This window comes from Mycobacterium sp. AZCC_0083 (assembly GCF_014202335.1).
Lineage (GTDB): Bacteria > Actinomycetota > Actinomycetes > Mycobacteriales > Mycobacteriaceae > Mycobacterium.
In genome coordinates, this window is record NZ_JACHGP010000024.1 from 43,845 (window position 1) to 58,817 (window position 14,973).

Below are 14,973 nucleotides of genomic sequence, written 5' to 3' on the forward strand. Positions count from 1 at the left end.
CGGCTCTTCACCGTATCGCTCACCGTGACGATAAGTCTTCGTGCTGGCCGCGGAAGTGATGATCACGACGCTCGCTCCTGAGCCCGATCGGCGGAGCTACCGTGGCCTCGCCGTTCTTAGTGAAGGAGCACCGATGCCGCGCACTCCCTGGACCACGTTGCCCGACGCGGCGGAGTCGGCGCAATGGGATGCGACGGCCGCCGACGTCGCCACGGCACTGGCTGTCGATGCACTGGCCCGCGACCGTGCCAACGAGCAACCCACCGCCGAACTCAAACTCCTCAAGGAGTCAGGTCTGGTCGACCTGCTCATCCCGACCGAGTACGGCGGGCACGGCGGACATTGGAGCACCGCGCTGCGGGCGGTCCGCATACTCGCGCGCGCGGACGCGTCCATCGCGCAGATCCTGGCCTACCACTACGTCAACCACGCGGGCATCGTCTTCTTCGGGGATCCGGCTCGCTGGTCGCATTGGTTCCAGGCCTCCGCTGCCGGGAACTGGTTGTGGGGTGACTCGGTCAACCCGATCGACCCCGACCTCGCGTTGACCGCGGACGGTCCCGGGTACCGGCTCGACGGCCGCAAGCGCTACTCCACTGGCGCGTCCACCGGGGACGTCACGCTGGTGATGGGGGCCGAGCAGGGGCGCGACCGGATACTTGCGGTGGTCATCGATCACGAACGAGCCGGGGTGCGGTTCGTCGATGATTGGGATGCCCTAGGGCAGCGACTCTCGGCGAGTGGCTCGGTCGAGTTCGAGGGCGCCGCGGTCGCGACGTCCGACGTGCTCGGCGTCGTCGGCGAGGAACCGTATTCGACGCTGGTGACGCCGGGTATACAGCTCGCATTCGGCAACCTCTATCTCGGCATCGCGCAGGGCGCGCTGCAGAAGGCCCGCAAGCTCACGCTGGATCGACGAGGAGCCTGGCTGCTGAGCAGCGCCGAACACTATTCTCGAGATCCCTTGGTGCAGAGGGTCTTCGGAGAGCTGGTGTCGCGGGTGGCCGCAGTCGAAGCCCTCGCCGACCACTGGAACGCCCGCTACGACCTGGTGATCACCCGCGGCTCGGAGGTCACCGCGGCCGACCGCGCCGAGGTGGAGGTCGGCATTGCCCAACTGAAGGTGGTGTCCACCGAGACCGCCCTCGAGGTGGCTCAGCGCGTGTACGAGGTCACCGGCACCAGCTCCGTGCGCAGTGACGTCGGCCTGGATCTGTACTGGCGCAACATCCGCACCCATTCGCTGCACGACCCCATCGACTACAAGAAGATCGAGGTTGGCGCCAACTTCCTGACCGGCGACGTGCAGCCCATCACGCTGTACACCTGAGACTGCCGATCACGACTTCGGCCCGATGAACTCGTCGAGGCGGGCCGTGGCGGCCTTGCGGTAGATCGAGACGATGTACTTCGTCGACCGCGTCCAGGGGATTTCGAGGTGGTCGAGTGCGGCGGTGAACAGGCCGATGATGTCTTCCGACCGGTTCGAGAAGTGGTACCGGATGCTCATGACCCCGCGATCATTGGCGACGACGCGGCAGCCGTCGCTATGGATCAGGCCGCGGACGAATTCTTCGGTCTCCTCGTACATGATCGCTTCCTGCCACGGCTCGAGCCGGATCGGCCTGTTGTGCTTTCGGCCGGGGCCATGCTGAGGGAAGAGGCATGGCCAGTGTTTGGAAAAGTGCGAGACGTCTACGCAGCGGCCTTTACGCTGCACGACTGTCGCGTGTTGCTTTGGCATCAGAGCGTCGATCGTTTCGCAGCAGCGAGCGATGATCGCGGGGTATTGCGTAGCGCAGGTGACACGGAGACGCCAGACTCGGCGTTGACGTGAGATGTAACCGTCGCCAAGGTACATCCCGAGCAAGTACGAGTACGGTGCAGCCGGAAGTTCGGTGAAGTCGTGGCTGATATCGCACCCCGATGAGCCTCCGGGCGTTCTCGGTAGGACCTGCCGTCGGCGCCGCCAATCGCGCACGGTAGTTCGCGGTATGCCCGTCTGCCGCGCGATGGCGCAGTCGTTTGTGCCCGCTGCAATGAGTAGTTGGGCCTGGTCGAACTCCTCCAAGGACCTCATTGTTTGCCCCCCGCCGTCCCGATGTCTCCAAACTAGAGACGGCCTCCGACAAATTCGGGGAGCGATCGGCGCGGTACTATTTGGACGCTGCGGGCGTGATGAAATTGGAAAACATGCGGGCTTTAGGTGCCCGTGCTCGAGAGAGCTTGTGGGTTCGAGTCCCACCGCCCGCACTCATCGCCTGGTTGGATTCGGGCGCTTTATCTCCGCGCCCCAAGTCCGCTAACTCAGCCGAATGTCCTCGCGGGCGATGGGGGCGGCGCAGCGGTCGCAGCTGAGCACCGGCTTGAGCTCATTGCCGCACACCGTGTGGGTCAGGTGGATGTCTGACTCATTGGGGTCGAGCCAGCGTTGACCCCAGGTGAGCATCGAGAGTGGCAGCTGATAAAGGTCGAGTCCTCGTTCAGTGAGCCGGTACTCGTGGCGAACCGGCCAATCGCCGTAGGGCGCTGCAACGAGGATCCCTTGTTCCACGAGGCGTCGAAGCCGGCCCGACAGAATGTTCGGCGCGATGGCGAGGTTTTGTTGGAAGTCGTCGAATCGGCGGGTCCCGAAGAAGGCCTCTCGAATGAGCAGGCTCGTCCAGTGATCACCCATCACGCCCAGGGTCCGGCCGATCGAACACGTTCGGTTCCGTTCCAGCAGAGACAGATTGGGTGTGCGCCGTCGTTGGCCCAGGCGGGGTGATGCGGTGAAGGGGCCGGGTCTCCAGGCAGTGACGTCGCGAGCGGAGATTACCTCCCGGCAGTCGTCGCACCGCAGTACCGCCTCGAGCGGTTGGCCGCAGCCAACGTGAATCGCCGGGGTTGGACGCGTGCGCCCCTCGAAGTACCACCGGTCGCTCCAGCGCATCGCCACCATCAAGCAGGTGAGGAAGTCGCGGCCACTCTCGGTGGGGTGGTACTCGGGCCCGGACGCCTGAGGGTGCTCGGTGAGCAGGCCTCCAGAAGTGAGTTGCCGCAGGCGCGCAATCAGGGTTGAGCGGGCGACACCGAGTCGGGCCTGGAACTGGGAGAACCGGCGAACGTCATAGAGCACCGATTCACGCATGACCAACCACGACCACGCGTCTCCAACGACCTCGCCGGTGCGATAGATCGAATCGAGGTCGACGGCGAGGGCCTGATCTCCTCGATCGCTGCTCATGGTCCGACCGATCATAGATTGTCTCTCTAAAAAAGACGCTTGCATAAGAAGACCATACTCGATAACGTCGGCCAATCGTGTCCAATCCAGATCGAGGAGTCGCACATGTCTGATCACCCGTCGCCGTCCGGCAAGCTGATCGTGAGTCGTGAGGGGCCGGTCACGACGATCACGTTGAATCGCCCGGAATGCCACAACGCGCTCGATCGTGAGGTCTCCGCTGAGCTCAACGCCGCCGTCAAGGAGGTCTCCGTCGACCGGGATTGTCGCGTCGTGATCATTCGCGGGGCCGGCGATACCTTTTGCGCAGGCGATGACATCAAGGAGTTCAACGACTGGGGCCCTGACGATTTCATCTGGCAGGTCCGCATGTATCAGGACACCGTCAACGTGATCGACGACATGGTGCCCGTCACGATCGCCGCTGTCGATGGCGTGTGCACTGGCGGTGGACTGGAGCTCACCCTGGTGTGTGACTTCGTGGTGGCTACCAACCGCTCACGGTGGGGCATGCCGGAGATCAACTGGGACATCACCCCCGGCTGGGGTGGCACCGCGAAGATCGCGAAATTCGCGGGTCGTCGAAAGGCCAAGGAGTGGAACCTCATTGGCGCCATGTTCAGCGCTGCGGTCGCTGAACGCCACAACCTCATCAACCGTCTATGCGAACCGGAACTGCTCGATCACGAGGTCGACGCACTCGTCGAGGTCATGCTGGCCAAAAACCCTGCCACCCTGCAGGTCACGAAGTACTTCCTCGACAAGGGTGCCGACCTCGACCTGGCGAACAGCATGATCTTCGAAGTCGCACCGCCCCGTCAGCTCGAACGGCAAGGCATCGCCGACTTCGTCGAGAAGGGCACGCGTGACCAGCGCCGCAAGCTCGTCATGGACTTCTGGCAAGACTGAACGCCTTCTCGGTCGAGCTGTCAGTACTGGGCGATGAGTTTCCCGGCGCGTTCGAGCAGGCTCACCGCGGCGGCGTGGAGGAGATCGCCGGTCGGTTTGTCGGCCAGTCCGGCGCAAGCGCGGGCATGGGTGCCTTCGAGGACGATGCCGAGCTTGTAACCGGCGAGGACCTGGAACCACGGCAGGGCGGTCAAGTCGCGACCGCTGACGTCCTGGTACCTCGCAATGAGCTCGTCACTAGTCGGGAATCCCGACCACGGCTCGATTGGGAGGGTCGACGCGGATCGACCGTCGCTGTCCGGCCAGGTGGCGAGCAACCAGCCCAGGTCGAGCAGCGGATCGCCGACCGTGGCCATCTCCCAGTCGACCACTGCGGCAAGCGCGGGACCTGATGGTGAGAACAGGACGTTGGCGAGGTGGAAGTCGCCGTGCACGAGTCCGGGTTGCCAGCTCGACGGTCGGTTGCGGTCCAGCCACTGGCCGACGGCGTCGACGCTGGATAGCTCTGAACCCGCGTAACCGGGAAGCTCGCGGTAGCTCTCCAGTTGCGATTGCCAACGCGCGGACTGCCTTTCGAGATAGCCTTCCCGGCGCCCCAGGTCTCCGATCCCTGCGGCATCGACGTCCACCTTGGACATCGCCGCGGCCGCGTCCACCATGGACAAACCCATCTGATGCCGGATCGCCGGATCGTCTCGGTGTGGTGCCGGTAGCCCGCTGACCGGATTGAATCCGTCGATGGGTTCCATCAGGTAGAACGCGCAGCCGAGGACGTCGGTGTCGACGCATGCGGCGATCAGAGCGGGATGAGGAACGGGCGAATCGCGAAGCGCGGCGAGTACGCGGGCCTCCCGACGCATCGTCTCGTCGCTCTTGGCGCGCTTGTGGATTGGCGGGCGCCGCAGCACGTAGTCGCTCCCGTTGCGACGGAACCTGAGCAGGATGTTCTGCGTGCCACCGGTGAGTCGCTCGACGTGGGTGATGGGACCGCTGGGCAGGCCCTGCTCGTCCATCCAGGTGGCGAGCCGGTCCAGATCGACTCCCGTCTCGGCCTCTGCGGGCGTCGCGGTCATCGAGTGAGGAGAGCGGGGTCGTCGTTGCCGACGGCGTGTTCGAGCAGGTCGGCATAGCGGGCACGGGCTTCGGCGCGGCGGGTGGGCAGGTGTGCGGTGGGGAACAGGCCAGGCGCAGGGACGCGGTCGCGGAGGAGTTCGCGGGCCAGGGTGATCTTGTGCACCTCGGTCGGACCGTCGGCCAGCCCCATGACCTCTGAGGCGAGCAGCATTGCCGCAAGCGGCATTTCGGTGGACGCACCGAGTGCGCCGTGCAGGTGCAGCGCGCGCTGTGCCACGTCGTGCAGCACCTTCGGCATGGCGATTTTGACCGCAGCGATGTCCTTGCGCACGACGCGGTAGTCCTGATGCTTGTCGATCAGCCATGCGGTGCGCAGTACGAGAAGGCGGAACTGTTCCATCTCGATCCAGCTGTCGGCGATCTTCTCCTGGGTCATCTGGAAGGTGGCCAAGGTGCCGGCCCTGGTCTGGCGGGAGACCGCACGCTCGCACATCATGTCGAACGCCTGCCGAACCAGCGCGATCGTGCGCATCGCGTGGTGGATCCGGCCGCCGCCCAGTCGGGTCTGTGCGATGGCGAAGGCCGTGCCCTCGTCGCCGAGCAGGTTCTCCGCAGGCACCCGCATGTTGTCGAACCGCAGATACGAGTGCGAGCCGTGGTGCTCGCCCTCGGTGTGCACGTTGCGCACGAACTCCAGTCCCGGCGTGCCGGCGGGCACCAGGAACATCGACATTCCTTGATGCGCAGCGACTTCGGTATTGCTCACGACCATCACGATGAAGAACGCCGCGGACGAAGCGTTCGAGGCGAACCACTTCTCGCCGTTGATCACCCACTCGTCGCCGTCGCGGGTGGCGTGGGTGCGGAAGAGCGTCGGGTCGGCCCCGGCGTGTGGTTCGGTCATCGCGTAGCAGGAGGAGATCTCGCCTGCCAGCAGCGGGCGCAGGAACCGGTCCTTTTGTGCGGGGTTGCCGAAGTGCGCGAGGATCTCGGCATTGCCCGAATCGGGAGCTTGGCAGCCGAAGATCGTTGGCGCCCAACGGGAGCGGCCGAGGATCTCGTTCATCAGTGCCAGCTTCAACTGACCGTAGCCCGGTCCACCGAGTTCGGGACCGAGGTGACACGCCCACAGTCCGCGGTCCTTGACCTGTTGCTGCAACGGTCGCACCAGCGAGGCGACCAGCTGATCGGTCTTGTCCGCGGTGTCGCCGAGCACGTGATCCAACGGTTCGACTTCGTCCCTGACGAACGTGTCGATCCAGTCCAGTTCGCGTTGAAAGTCCGGGTCGGTCTCAAAGTCCCATGCCACTGTGCGCTCCCATCGCGTGTAATGCGGTCAACTTGTGATTTAATGTGATCGCATCAATCAAGCTAGCACGAGGAGGGCAGGGAAGTGAAAGCGTCGGTGGCCGGGCAGGACACCCGGTCGCAGCTCATCTCCGCCGCCGAGCGGCTGTTCGCGGAGCGGGGGGTCGACGGCGTGTCGCTCAACGAGATCAATCGGGATGCGGGCCAACGCAATGCCAGTGCCCTGCAGTACCACTTCTCAGACCGCGCGGGGCTGCTGAAAGCCATCATGGACAAGCACGGGCCCGACGTCGACGCGCGCCGTGACGTGTTGCTTCAGCAGTACCGCGATGCCGGGCAAGCTGACTTGCGTGCACTGGCAGCCGCGCTGGTCCTACCCGTCGCGGCGAAGCTGTCGGACCCCGACGGTGGCCGCGAGTTCCTGAGGATCTTTGCCGAACTGGTCAATCGTCCGGACCCGCAGTTCGACGTTCTCATGAACGAGGCCATCGGCGTCGGCATCCTGACCTGGCGCGAATGCGTTGACCCCCTGCTGAGCCGGGAGTCCGTCGAGATCTTCCACACCCGCTTTGCGGCGATCCGCTTCACGCATGTCGAACTGGCCGCCCGCGCGGCCGCGCGGCCCCGCGCCGACGACCGGTTGTTCACCAGCAGGCTGATCGACTTGGTCGCGGCGGTCTTGGCGAGTCCGGTGTCGGACCAGACGACGGAATTGCTGCGCCAACGCAATACGCGCCGGCGACTCACCTGACGAACGCGCCTACTCCGTCGTGCGCACAGGTCTAGACCTGCGCCATACCGCCGTCGACGCTCAGTTCGGCGCCGGCCACGAAGCTGCTGTCATCGGACGCCAAGAACAGTGCGGCAGCGGCGATCTCCTCGGGGCGGCCCATCCGGTTCAGCGGTATCGCCGCGGCAAACGCCGCCCTGATCGCGGCCGCGCCCTCGGGTGAGTCGGCCTGACCGTCCATGATGGGGGTGTCGATCGGGCCCGGGCTCAATGTGTTGAACCGGATGCCACGGTCGTTGAACTCGCGGGTCCACGTGCGCGCGTAGGAACGCAGCGCGGCCTTGGTGGCGCTGTAGGTGCTGTAGCCGCGAATGCCCACGTAGCCCGCGATCGAGGCGACCAGGATGACCGAGCCGCCGTTGCGTATCAGCGGCAGCGCCTTCTGCACCGTGAACAGGGCTGCCCGGGCGTTGAGGTCGAAGGTGAGGTCGAAGTTCTCCTCGGTGATCTTTCCCAACTCCTCCGGCTCCACCCGGCCCGAGTTGACCACCAGGATGTCCAGCGCGCCCTTCTCCGAGAGAACGGTGGCGAAGAGCTTGTCCAAGTCCGCGGAGATGGTGGCGTCGCCTGCGATGGTGGTCACGCCGTCGTCGATCGACGCCTTGGCCGCGTCCAACTCACTCTGTCGGCGCCCGGTGATGAAGACGTGGGCGCCTTCTTGGACGAACCTCTGTGCGATCGCCAGTCCGATACCGCTACTGCCGCCGGTGATCACGGCGACCTTGCCATCCAGTCGTGTCATCAGTTGATCCTCCTATTTCGTGCTGTGTTGGACGGGCTCGTGCGGCGTCCGTCTTCGGTGATGGGACCGATCGCATTGATTAGACCGATCTGTCTAAATCAAGATTACTTGTACTCGCCGCTGCTGTCAACGCACGGACGCCGTACCGCCGTCTGACCATTCGCCCGCGCCCGGGTGGTTATTACTTACGCACGAACTCCGCGATTGCGGTACCGATTTCATCCGGGCTGTCCTCTTGAACGAAATGAATTCCGCTAACGGTCGTTTCGGTCAGGCTGGGCCAGGATCGGATGAGTTCGCGGACGTGGCCGTGGGCAATGGCACCCGGTTCGGCATTGATGAACAGCTTGGGCATCTCGGTTGCCGCCAGCCAGTTGCTGTATTCATCAACGACCGAGACCACGTCTGCCGGCTCACCGTCAATCGGCAGATTGCGTGGCCACGACAGCATTGGGCGGCGGCCTTCGCCTGGCATGACGAAGGGTCGCCGATAGTGGTCCATCTCTGCGTCACTGAGTTCGCGCTGGATCTGGGCAGGTAGGACACGCTCTATGAACACGTTCTGCTCCAGCACCATTGGCTCGCCGCGCGGGGAGCGAAAGCCCTCAAAGATTTCGCGGATCGCGCTGGGGAATTCCGGCCATGTCATCGGGATCACGATGGCCTCCGTGAACGCGATCCCCTGCACACGGTCGCGGTGTTGGTTGGCCCAGTCGAAGCCGAGGACCGAACCCCAGTCGTGCAGCACGAGTGTCACGTTGTCGCCGAGATCCAGTGCGTCCCACAGCGCGAACAGGTAGTCACGTTGTTCGGCATAGTTGTAGCGATCTGGGCCCGACGGGCGCAACTTGTCCGAGCCGCCCATTCCGATGAGATCGCACGCCACGAGCCGGCCCAGCCCTTCCAGGTGCGGCATCACGTTGCGCCACAGGTAGGACGAGGTCGGGTTGCCGTGCTGAAAGACGATGGCGTTGCCGTCGCCCTCGTCGACGTAGGCCATCCGGTACCCATTGACGTTGCGATACTTCAGTTGCCCGTAGGGTTTTGCTCCCACCACGATGTGCCTCCTAGCGCATGAGGTCTCCGGCGGCTTGGTCGCAGCGCCTGCGGCAACCCGAGTGGAACCATTTAGGGGATGATGCGAAGTTGGCGGAGTCTCGTGAGCTGCCGCCCGAAGCTCTGGTGCGTGTCGATGCAATCCGCGAACCCCGCCTGACGGATCTTGATTGTGCTCTAGATGGTCTCTTCACCGAAGTTGAGCATCCAGTCCACGAACGACCAGTTCGCGATCTGCTCATAGGGCGTGGGGTACAGGCCATAGCGGGCAACCATGGAATCCCACAACGGAGCCTTCTCGCTCATCTCAGAAACGGTGGACATGGCAAGCGGCTCTGCGACTGGCAGATCGTAGAAGGCGGCGAGCTCATTCCACAGTTGCCTCCAGCGATAGACGTCGCCGTTCGACACGTTGAAGATCTCATTGCGTGCTTTGTCTTCACCCAGGGCCCACAACGTTGCGCGGCCGAACAATTCGGCGTCCGTTGTCTCCTGGAGACTGTTCCATCCCACTTTGGTGCCAGGAAAACGCAACGGCAACCCCAGTTCGCGACTCATCGCGGCATACGTCGCGAGACTGGTAACCAGGTTCATTGGCGAGTTCTGGCTTGGTCCCATGACCAGATGGGGACGGAAAACCGTCCAACTAGCCCCAGTCTCAGCGGCCCAGTCAGCCAGAATGTCTTCCTGCTGGTGGTAGTGGATCGGCGCAATGAGACGTGGGTCTGTCTCCTTCGCTGGAGCATTGAAGGCGCCGAGGCTGAAGCCGTAGGACTTGGCACCGCCGGCGAGTACGACACGTTCAATGCGCACGTTGCCCGCCGCGAGAGCGTCGAGCGTATTTCTCAACATTCTGGCATTTGGCTCGACGGTTCGGCCATTGTGGGTTTCTCGACGTAGGCGGCGAAGACCAGATCGGTCACCTCATAGAGAGACGAGAAGGCGCTCTTCGTGCCCTCGCGGTCCAGCAGATCGACGCTGATGTGAGGGGGTGCGGACTGCGCTCGATAGGCCGGTGCGGGTCGACGCGCGGCTGTGGTGACCGTCCACTGCGGGTTCTCGGCGACGGCGTCGATAACGCCAGTACCAAGGACGCCGTATGGTCCAACAAGCAGGATCTGGCGCTGCATGACGGGTGTTTCAGTACTAGCGAACGTAGCGGGGTTGCTCATGGCGCATCCCTTCCTCGTGCGGGCAGCGGCAGCGGTCAGCTGGCCACGAGATCGAACTCGTTGCCGTCGGGGTCGATGAAGCCGATCCATCGGTTGTCGTTCTCCGCCAGTGAGCGGATCTGCTTGGCGCCCAGGTTAATCAGTCGCTCGGCGTCGGCGGCGACGTCGCTGGACCGCAGATCGAAGTGCACGCGGTTCTTCACGGTCTTGTCCTCGGCCACCTTGTGAAACAACAGGAGGGGTCCCTGTTCACCGTCGGTGTCTGCCGGGATCGACGCGGAGTCCTCGGTTGCGCCGTCATTGACGGTGCGGTGCAGGACCTGGGCCCAGAACTGTGCGAGTTGGGCGGCGTCGCGGGCGTCGAAGCTGACCGCCATTATCGAGATGCTCATGATGCCAATTCGGTTCGTTGCTTATTTGCGGCGGCGGGGCGACCGGCGTCGACGGCCACGTTGGTACCGGTGATGTAGGACGCGCGGGGGGAAGCCAGGAATCCGATCACGTCGGCGATCTCCTGCGGCTCGGCAACCCGACCGAGCAGAGTGGTCTCGGCCATGGAATCGAACAGCTCCCGTGGGGCTGCGTTGGTGTAGACGGGTCCCGGTGAGATGGCGTTGACCCTGATGCCGGCGGGTCCGTATTCGGCGGCCCATGAGCGGGCCAAGGAGGCCAGTGCGGCTTTGGTGGCGCCGTAGGCGGCACTGTCGGGCTTACCGACGATGCCGGCCCTGCTGGCCAGGTTGATGATCACGCCATCGCCCCGGGCCACCATCTTCGGGGCCAGTACCGACACCAGCAGGTAGGGGGCCTCCACGTTGGCGACGAACAGCTGATCCAGCGTGTTGACGGCCAGCTTCTCGGTTGGACCGAACCAGGCGAACCCTGCATTGTTGACGAGGATGTCGACGTCGCCGACCTCATGAGCCAACCGCAGTGCTACCGCGGGGTCGCCCAGGTTGGCGCCGACGAAACGCGCTGAGCCACCGAGTGTTTCGATTTCGGCGACCACCTCAGCGCCCCGGCTGGCATCGCGGCCGTGCACGATCACCGTGGCCCCCTGTGCGGCCAGCTGCACCGCAGCGGCCCTACCGATACCCGATGTCGCGCCGGTGACCAGCGCGACCTTGCCTTCCAGATCCCGAACCACCGTGGGGCTTGTCATGTCCGCTCCTCATGTCTTTGTACCGATCTGTTTGATCGGACAGCCCAGCCAAAATTTAGACCGACCAGACTAAAGACGCAAGCCCATCGTCCAATATTCCCTGAGGGGCAACGTCGTCGCAGCGAGGTCGCCTCCTGAGCCGGGTCCCCCTACCGGCTGGCGAACCGCAGGGAGTCGGCAAATGTGCCCGACGAAATGTTACGCCGAACTGATGTCGACGGCTCGACCCACGTGTCGAATTATCAAGTGTCGCCGTCTATTACCAGAGACACAGGGCGTGGCTCTGATCCGAGGCAGAGTCTTCAGCTCGACTGCCCGTTCTAGTTCGGGGACGGGTCCGTCGCGGCGGCCACCACCTTGCGGGCCAGCGAAGATGCCGTCGCGGCGGTGTCGGGCCGTCGGTCCATCCAGGCTGTGACGCAGGTGCCGCGGTAGATCATGACAAGCTGTTCGGCGAGTTCCTCTGGACGAGTAACCTGCGCGGCGTGAGCCAGATCGCAGAACAGGTTGTGAATCCAGTTGTGATATCTCGTCCTCACCCCCTCGACCAGCGCCTCGGGCAGGCTGGCTTCGGTGGCCAGGGTTAACTCCTCTACGTCACGCTCAAAGGCTGGCTCGGCAAACGACGGGCCTAGGATTTCAAAGACGCCGATAATGCGTTGCCGGGCAGAGGGGAAGCGTGAAAGCTCGCGCAGCATCCGATCCTGGATTCTGGCGAACCGGGACTGCAGGTAGGCCCGGATCAGGTCGTCGTCGTCCCCGTCGCCCAACCCAGCTTCGGGAATTCCTGACTTTGTCACGACCTCGTCGAAAAAGGCGCGCTGGATCCCAGTTGGGCGGATGACGACGACCGGGTGGGGTCGGGTGGGTGAGGTCATCGGCGGCTCCTTTGGTTGCCGAGGTCGGTGCTGGCAGTTGCCTGAGGGAGCGCGCGATGATCACGCACGGGCCAGTCTCCGCACTTTTCGCTGCCACGCGTCTGCTAACGGTTTTGCGGTTACAACGCTAGTACCGACCGACGTCCTTTCACTGGTTGCAGAGTGGTACCAATAACGCCACGCTCGTTCGGGTCACCACGTGCGCGTGCCGGCTTCGGGGCGACCGCAAGTAACCCAGCAGTGGATGCGCTGGCAAGCACTGACTTCCTGGACGAAATGTCCCAACGCAACGACCAGAACCGTTGCGCCGCAGTCTCATCAGCGAACCAACGATGGAATTAGACAGAACTGTCTGATAGCCTTGTTCGATGCCGAAAAAGACGCGACAGGCTTCGGCACGAGGCCGACTCCTCGGGTGTGGTCGCTACGCGAAATGCCGCGATTGCGCCGTCGCCAATTGAGCGGGCGGACCAAACCGTTGCGGACGCCTTACTGGAGACAACAGATCGAGGGAGACTGATGGAATCGATCACCCTGGGTGACGTGACAGTCACGCGCATCACGGAATGGGAAGGCTGCGCCCCGATAACTGCCCAGCTCGCCCCTGAAGGCGGCCGCGAGGTCTGGGAGCGACACAGTTCGTGGCTGGCACCTAGGTTCTGGAACCGGGAGTCGAACGAGGTCGTCACCTGTTCGGCATCGTATTTGGTCCGCAGTGCCGGCAAGAACATCCTGATCGATACAGCATCCGGAAACGGCAAGGAACGCCCCTACTTTCCGCTGTCGTCACACCTCGATACTCCCTATATCCAGGACCTCGGTCGCGCGGGAGTGAAACCCGAAGACGTGGATATCGTTGTCTGCACCCACCTTCACTTCGACCACGTCGGCTGGAACACGGTGTTGGAAAATCGCGAGTGGGTTCCCACGTTTCCCAACGCCTCCTATCTGTTCACCCTCGAAGACTTCGATTATTGGAATCCGCTCAACGACACCAAGCCGCTTGGCGCGCTTGTCAATCAAAACGCATACGAGGACAGCATTGCGCCGATCCACAATGCCGGGCAGGCCGTGTTGTGGAGCGGCAGCCACACCATTGACGAGAACTTGAGCCTCGTGGCCGCCCCAGGCCACACGCCGGGAAGCGCGATCGTCACTCTCGAGTCCGGCTCTGACCGTGCAATTTTCGTCGGTGACGTATTGAACAATCCGATACAGATCGTGGAGCCGCATTGGAACAGCTGCTTCTGCGAGGATCCCCAACAAGCACGGTGGACCCGTCGCGAGGTGCTTTCTCGCGCTGCGGACACGAACGCACTCCTCTTGGCCAACCACTTCGCTGGCGGGCACGCCGCAGAAATCAGGCGCACCGGCGACAGGTTTCGAATAGTGCGCTGGATCGCCTGAACCCGAGCCAAACATTTGGCCCATCAATCACACAGCGGAGGTCTCAAAACACGATGCGGGAATTACTGCGCATCTCGACGAACGCAGATCTGGAAGCCAACAAAGAACCGGTGCGGTGGTGTGTATCGGGACCGCGAATATCGTTCAGTCCAGCTAGGCGTCGGTAATGGCGGCGCGCAATTCCTTGAGGCGCCCCAAAGACGTGCCGGTTTCGGGTGTGTAGACGATGACTCGTAGATCGCTGCGGCGTGTCAAGAGCACGTTGCACGTGACTCTGATCGTCCCAACCGAGGGATGCTTGATTGTCTTGCGTTCGTTGTCGTAGACGTCGACGCTTCGTGAGTCCCACAGTCGGCAAAAGCGCCTACTTCGTTGGGTCAGATCATCCAGCAAGCTGGTCAGGCCAGGGTCGCGCTGATATCGACTCGACGTCAGGCGAAGGTCGCCGACGAGCCGCTCCTCGAAGGCGGCCTTGTCGCTATTCGTCCGCACGAGTCGTGTACCTAAGTCGTTGAACGTTCGCCAAACCAGGTTGCGCTCTGCGTTGGGTCGCGACTGAACGTCGCCGTGGACCGCCGACCACAGCGGGTTCCAGGTCAGGGGGCTCCATAGCGCGTCGTAAACGGCTGCCGGGCTCGCGTCGAGTTGATTGATCAGACGCATCACTTCGGGAGGCAGTGAGGCGCCGGATTGCTGGTTCGACGGTGCCGGTTGCCGAGCGAGACGAAACAGGTGTTCCTGCTCAGTTTCGGATAGCTGCAGGGTGCGCGACAGCGCGATCAACACTTGGGCCGATGGCGTCGATGCGCGACCCTGTTCGAGCTGGGTGATGTAGTCCGGTGAGACGCCGGCCAGTATGGCCAACTCGCGCCGCCGCAGACCGGGTGTGCGGCGTGGACCGGTCGCCGGCACTCCGGCGCCTTCCGGCGTCAACCGCTCGCGCCACGCCCGCAATGCTGGTCCAAGCTCACCAGATACGCTCAGCGGTGCAGAGTATGCCGGACTTGCGACGCGCGCTAACGGTGGCACAGCGGCACCCGCACCGTCGCGTAATTCGGGGGTTGTTCCCGCGTGAAGGTCCCGGGTTGGATCGCTGATATCCGTCAAGTAGCTCACTACCATCGCTGCGCCTTGCCCACGATGATCACCGCATTCGCCGAAGGTGTGGGCTGTTCGCAACGTTACCACCGGCCGGCCTACCCGCGGTTCTTCCGTCGGCAGCTGGTGATCGGCGAGGTTGACGCGACCT

The 14,973-nt window shown here is 63.5% G+C and carries 16 protein-coding genes and 1 tRNA gene; 5 read left to right on the forward strand and 12 right to left on the reverse strand.

Annotation, left to right across the window (positions count from 1 at the left end; translation table 11 throughout):
- Positions 1-133: 133 nt before the first annotated feature.
- On the forward strand, positions 134-1,330 hold the full coding sequence (locus HNP02_RS38080; protein WP_184445838.1) for an acyl-CoA dehydrogenase family protein: 1,197 nt from the start codon (positions 134-136) through the stop codon (positions 1,328-1,330).
- A gap of 9 nt (positions 1,331-1,339) precedes the next feature.
- Here the strand turns inward: HNP02_RS38080 and HNP02_RS43400 are convergent, their stop codons facing one another.
- The gene (locus HNP02_RS43400; RefSeq protein WP_255507441.1) at positions 1,340-1,591 is read right to left on the reverse strand and encodes a hypothetical protein; all 252 of its coding nucleotides are present in this window, start codon (positions 1,589-1,591) and stop codon (positions 1,340-1,342) included.
- Between the two features lie 578 nt (positions 1,592-2,169).
- Between HNP02_RS43400 and HNP02_RS38090 the strand changes: the two genes are divergently transcribed.
- Positions 2,170-2,253: transfer RNA gene (locus HNP02_RS38090), tRNA-Leu, on the forward strand.
- Positions 2,254-2,302: 49 nt separating this feature from the next.
- Here the strand turns inward: HNP02_RS38090 and HNP02_RS38095 are convergent.
- Positions 2,303-3,226 carry a helix-turn-helix domain-containing protein gene (locus tag HNP02_RS38095; protein WP_184445840.1) on the reverse strand — a complete coding sequence of 308 codons (924 nt, stop codon included), beginning with the start codon at positions 3,224-3,226 and terminating at the stop codon, positions 2,303-2,305.
- A gap of 105 nt (positions 3,227-3,331) precedes the next feature.
- On the opposite strand from HNP02_RS38095, the gene HNP02_RS38100 reads away from it, so the two are divergent.
- Positions 3,332-4,135 (forward strand): enoyl-CoA hydratase/isomerase family protein, encoded by an 804-nt coding sequence (locus tag HNP02_RS38100; protein ID WP_184445841.1) that lies wholly within the window; start codon positions 3,332-3,334, stop codon positions 4,133-4,135.
- A 20-nt stretch (positions 4,136-4,155) separates the two neighbouring features.
- Here HNP02_RS38100 and HNP02_RS38105 read toward each other — a convergent pair whose 3' ends face one another.
- Together HNP02_RS38105 and HNP02_RS38110 are read right to left on the reverse strand one after the other, a co-directional pair.
- Positions 4,156-5,208 (reverse strand): phosphotransferase family protein, encoded by a 1,053-nt coding sequence (locus HNP02_RS38105; RefSeq protein WP_184445842.1) that lies wholly within the window; start codon positions 5,206-5,208, stop codon positions 4,156-4,158.
- On the reverse strand, positions 5,205-6,518 hold the full coding sequence (locus HNP02_RS38110; RefSeq protein WP_184445843.1) for an acyl-CoA dehydrogenase family protein: 1,314 nt from the start codon (positions 6,516-6,518) through the stop codon (positions 5,205-5,207). Before HNP02_RS38110 ends, HNP02_RS38105 begins: the two co-directional genes overlap by 4 nt.
- A gap of 84 nt (positions 6,519-6,602) precedes the next feature.
- On the opposite strand from HNP02_RS38110, the gene HNP02_RS38115 reads away from it, so the two are divergent.
- Complete coding sequence (locus HNP02_RS38115; protein WP_309241846.1) at positions 6,603-7,268, forward strand: helix-turn-helix domain-containing protein; 666 nt, start codon at positions 6,603-6,605, stop codon at positions 7,266-7,268.
- A 31-nt stretch (positions 7,269-7,299) separates the two neighbouring features.
- On the opposite strand, the gene HNP02_RS38120 is transcribed toward HNP02_RS38115, so the two are convergent.
- The 7 genes from HNP02_RS38120 to HNP02_RS38145 all read right to left on the reverse strand — a co-directional run bounded on the left by HNP02_RS38120 (position 7,300) and on the right by HNP02_RS38145 (position 12,317).
- Positions 7,300-8,049, reverse strand: a complete 750-nt coding sequence (locus tag HNP02_RS38120) for an SDR family NAD(P)-dependent oxidoreductase (RefSeq protein WP_184445844.1) — start codon at positions 8,047-8,049, stop codon at positions 7,300-7,302.
- A 181-nt stretch (positions 8,050-8,230) separates the two neighbouring features.
- Positions 8,231-9,106: a haloalkane dehalogenase gene (locus tag HNP02_RS38125; protein WP_184445845.1), complete on the reverse strand. Its 876-nt coding sequence runs from the start codon at positions 9,104-9,106 to the stop codon at positions 8,231-8,233.
- A gap of 176 nt (positions 9,107-9,282) precedes the next feature.
- Positions 9,283-9,957, reverse strand: coding sequence for a hypothetical protein (locus tag HNP02_RS42355; protein ID WP_221318472.1), 675 nt, complete (start codon positions 9,955-9,957; stop codon positions 9,283-9,285).
- Complete coding sequence (locus HNP02_RS42360) at positions 9,951-10,277, reverse strand: hypothetical protein (protein WP_221318473.1); 327 nt, start codon at positions 10,275-10,277, stop codon at positions 9,951-9,953. Before HNP02_RS42360 ends, HNP02_RS42355 begins: the two co-directional genes overlap by 7 nt.
- Positions 10,278-10,312: 35 nt before the next feature.
- Entirely contained in the window at positions 10,313-10,669 is a 357-nt protein-coding gene (locus tag HNP02_RS38135; protein ID WP_184445846.1) for a VOC family protein, read from the reverse strand.
- Positions 10,666-11,439: an SDR family NAD(P)-dependent oxidoreductase gene (locus HNP02_RS38140; RefSeq protein ID WP_184445847.1), complete on the reverse strand. Its 774-nt coding sequence runs from the start codon at positions 11,437-11,439 to the stop codon at positions 10,666-10,668. Before HNP02_RS38140 ends, HNP02_RS38135 begins: the two co-directional genes overlap by 4 nt.
- Before the next feature lie 320 nt (positions 11,440-11,759).
- Positions 11,760-12,317 carry a hypothetical protein gene (locus HNP02_RS38145; protein WP_184445848.1) on the reverse strand — a complete coding sequence of 186 codons (558 nt, stop codon included), beginning with the start codon at positions 12,315-12,317 and terminating at the stop codon, positions 11,760-11,762.
- Between the two features lie 519 nt (positions 12,318-12,836).
- On the opposite strand from HNP02_RS38145, the gene HNP02_RS38150 reads away from it, so the two are divergent.
- A complete protein-coding gene (locus HNP02_RS38150) occupies positions 12,837-13,724 on the forward strand; it encodes an MBL fold metallo-hydrolase (protein WP_184445849.1) in 888 nt (295 codons plus the stop codon).
- Positions 13,725-13,877: 153 nt separating this feature from the next.
- Here HNP02_RS38150 and HNP02_RS38155 read toward each other — a convergent pair whose 3' ends face one another.
- Positions 13,878-14,846 (reverse strand): helix-turn-helix transcriptional regulator, encoded by a 969-nt coding sequence (locus HNP02_RS38155; protein ID WP_255507442.1) that lies wholly within the window; start codon positions 14,844-14,846, stop codon positions 13,878-13,880.
- Between the last annotated feature and the right edge of the window lie 127 nt (positions 14,847-14,973).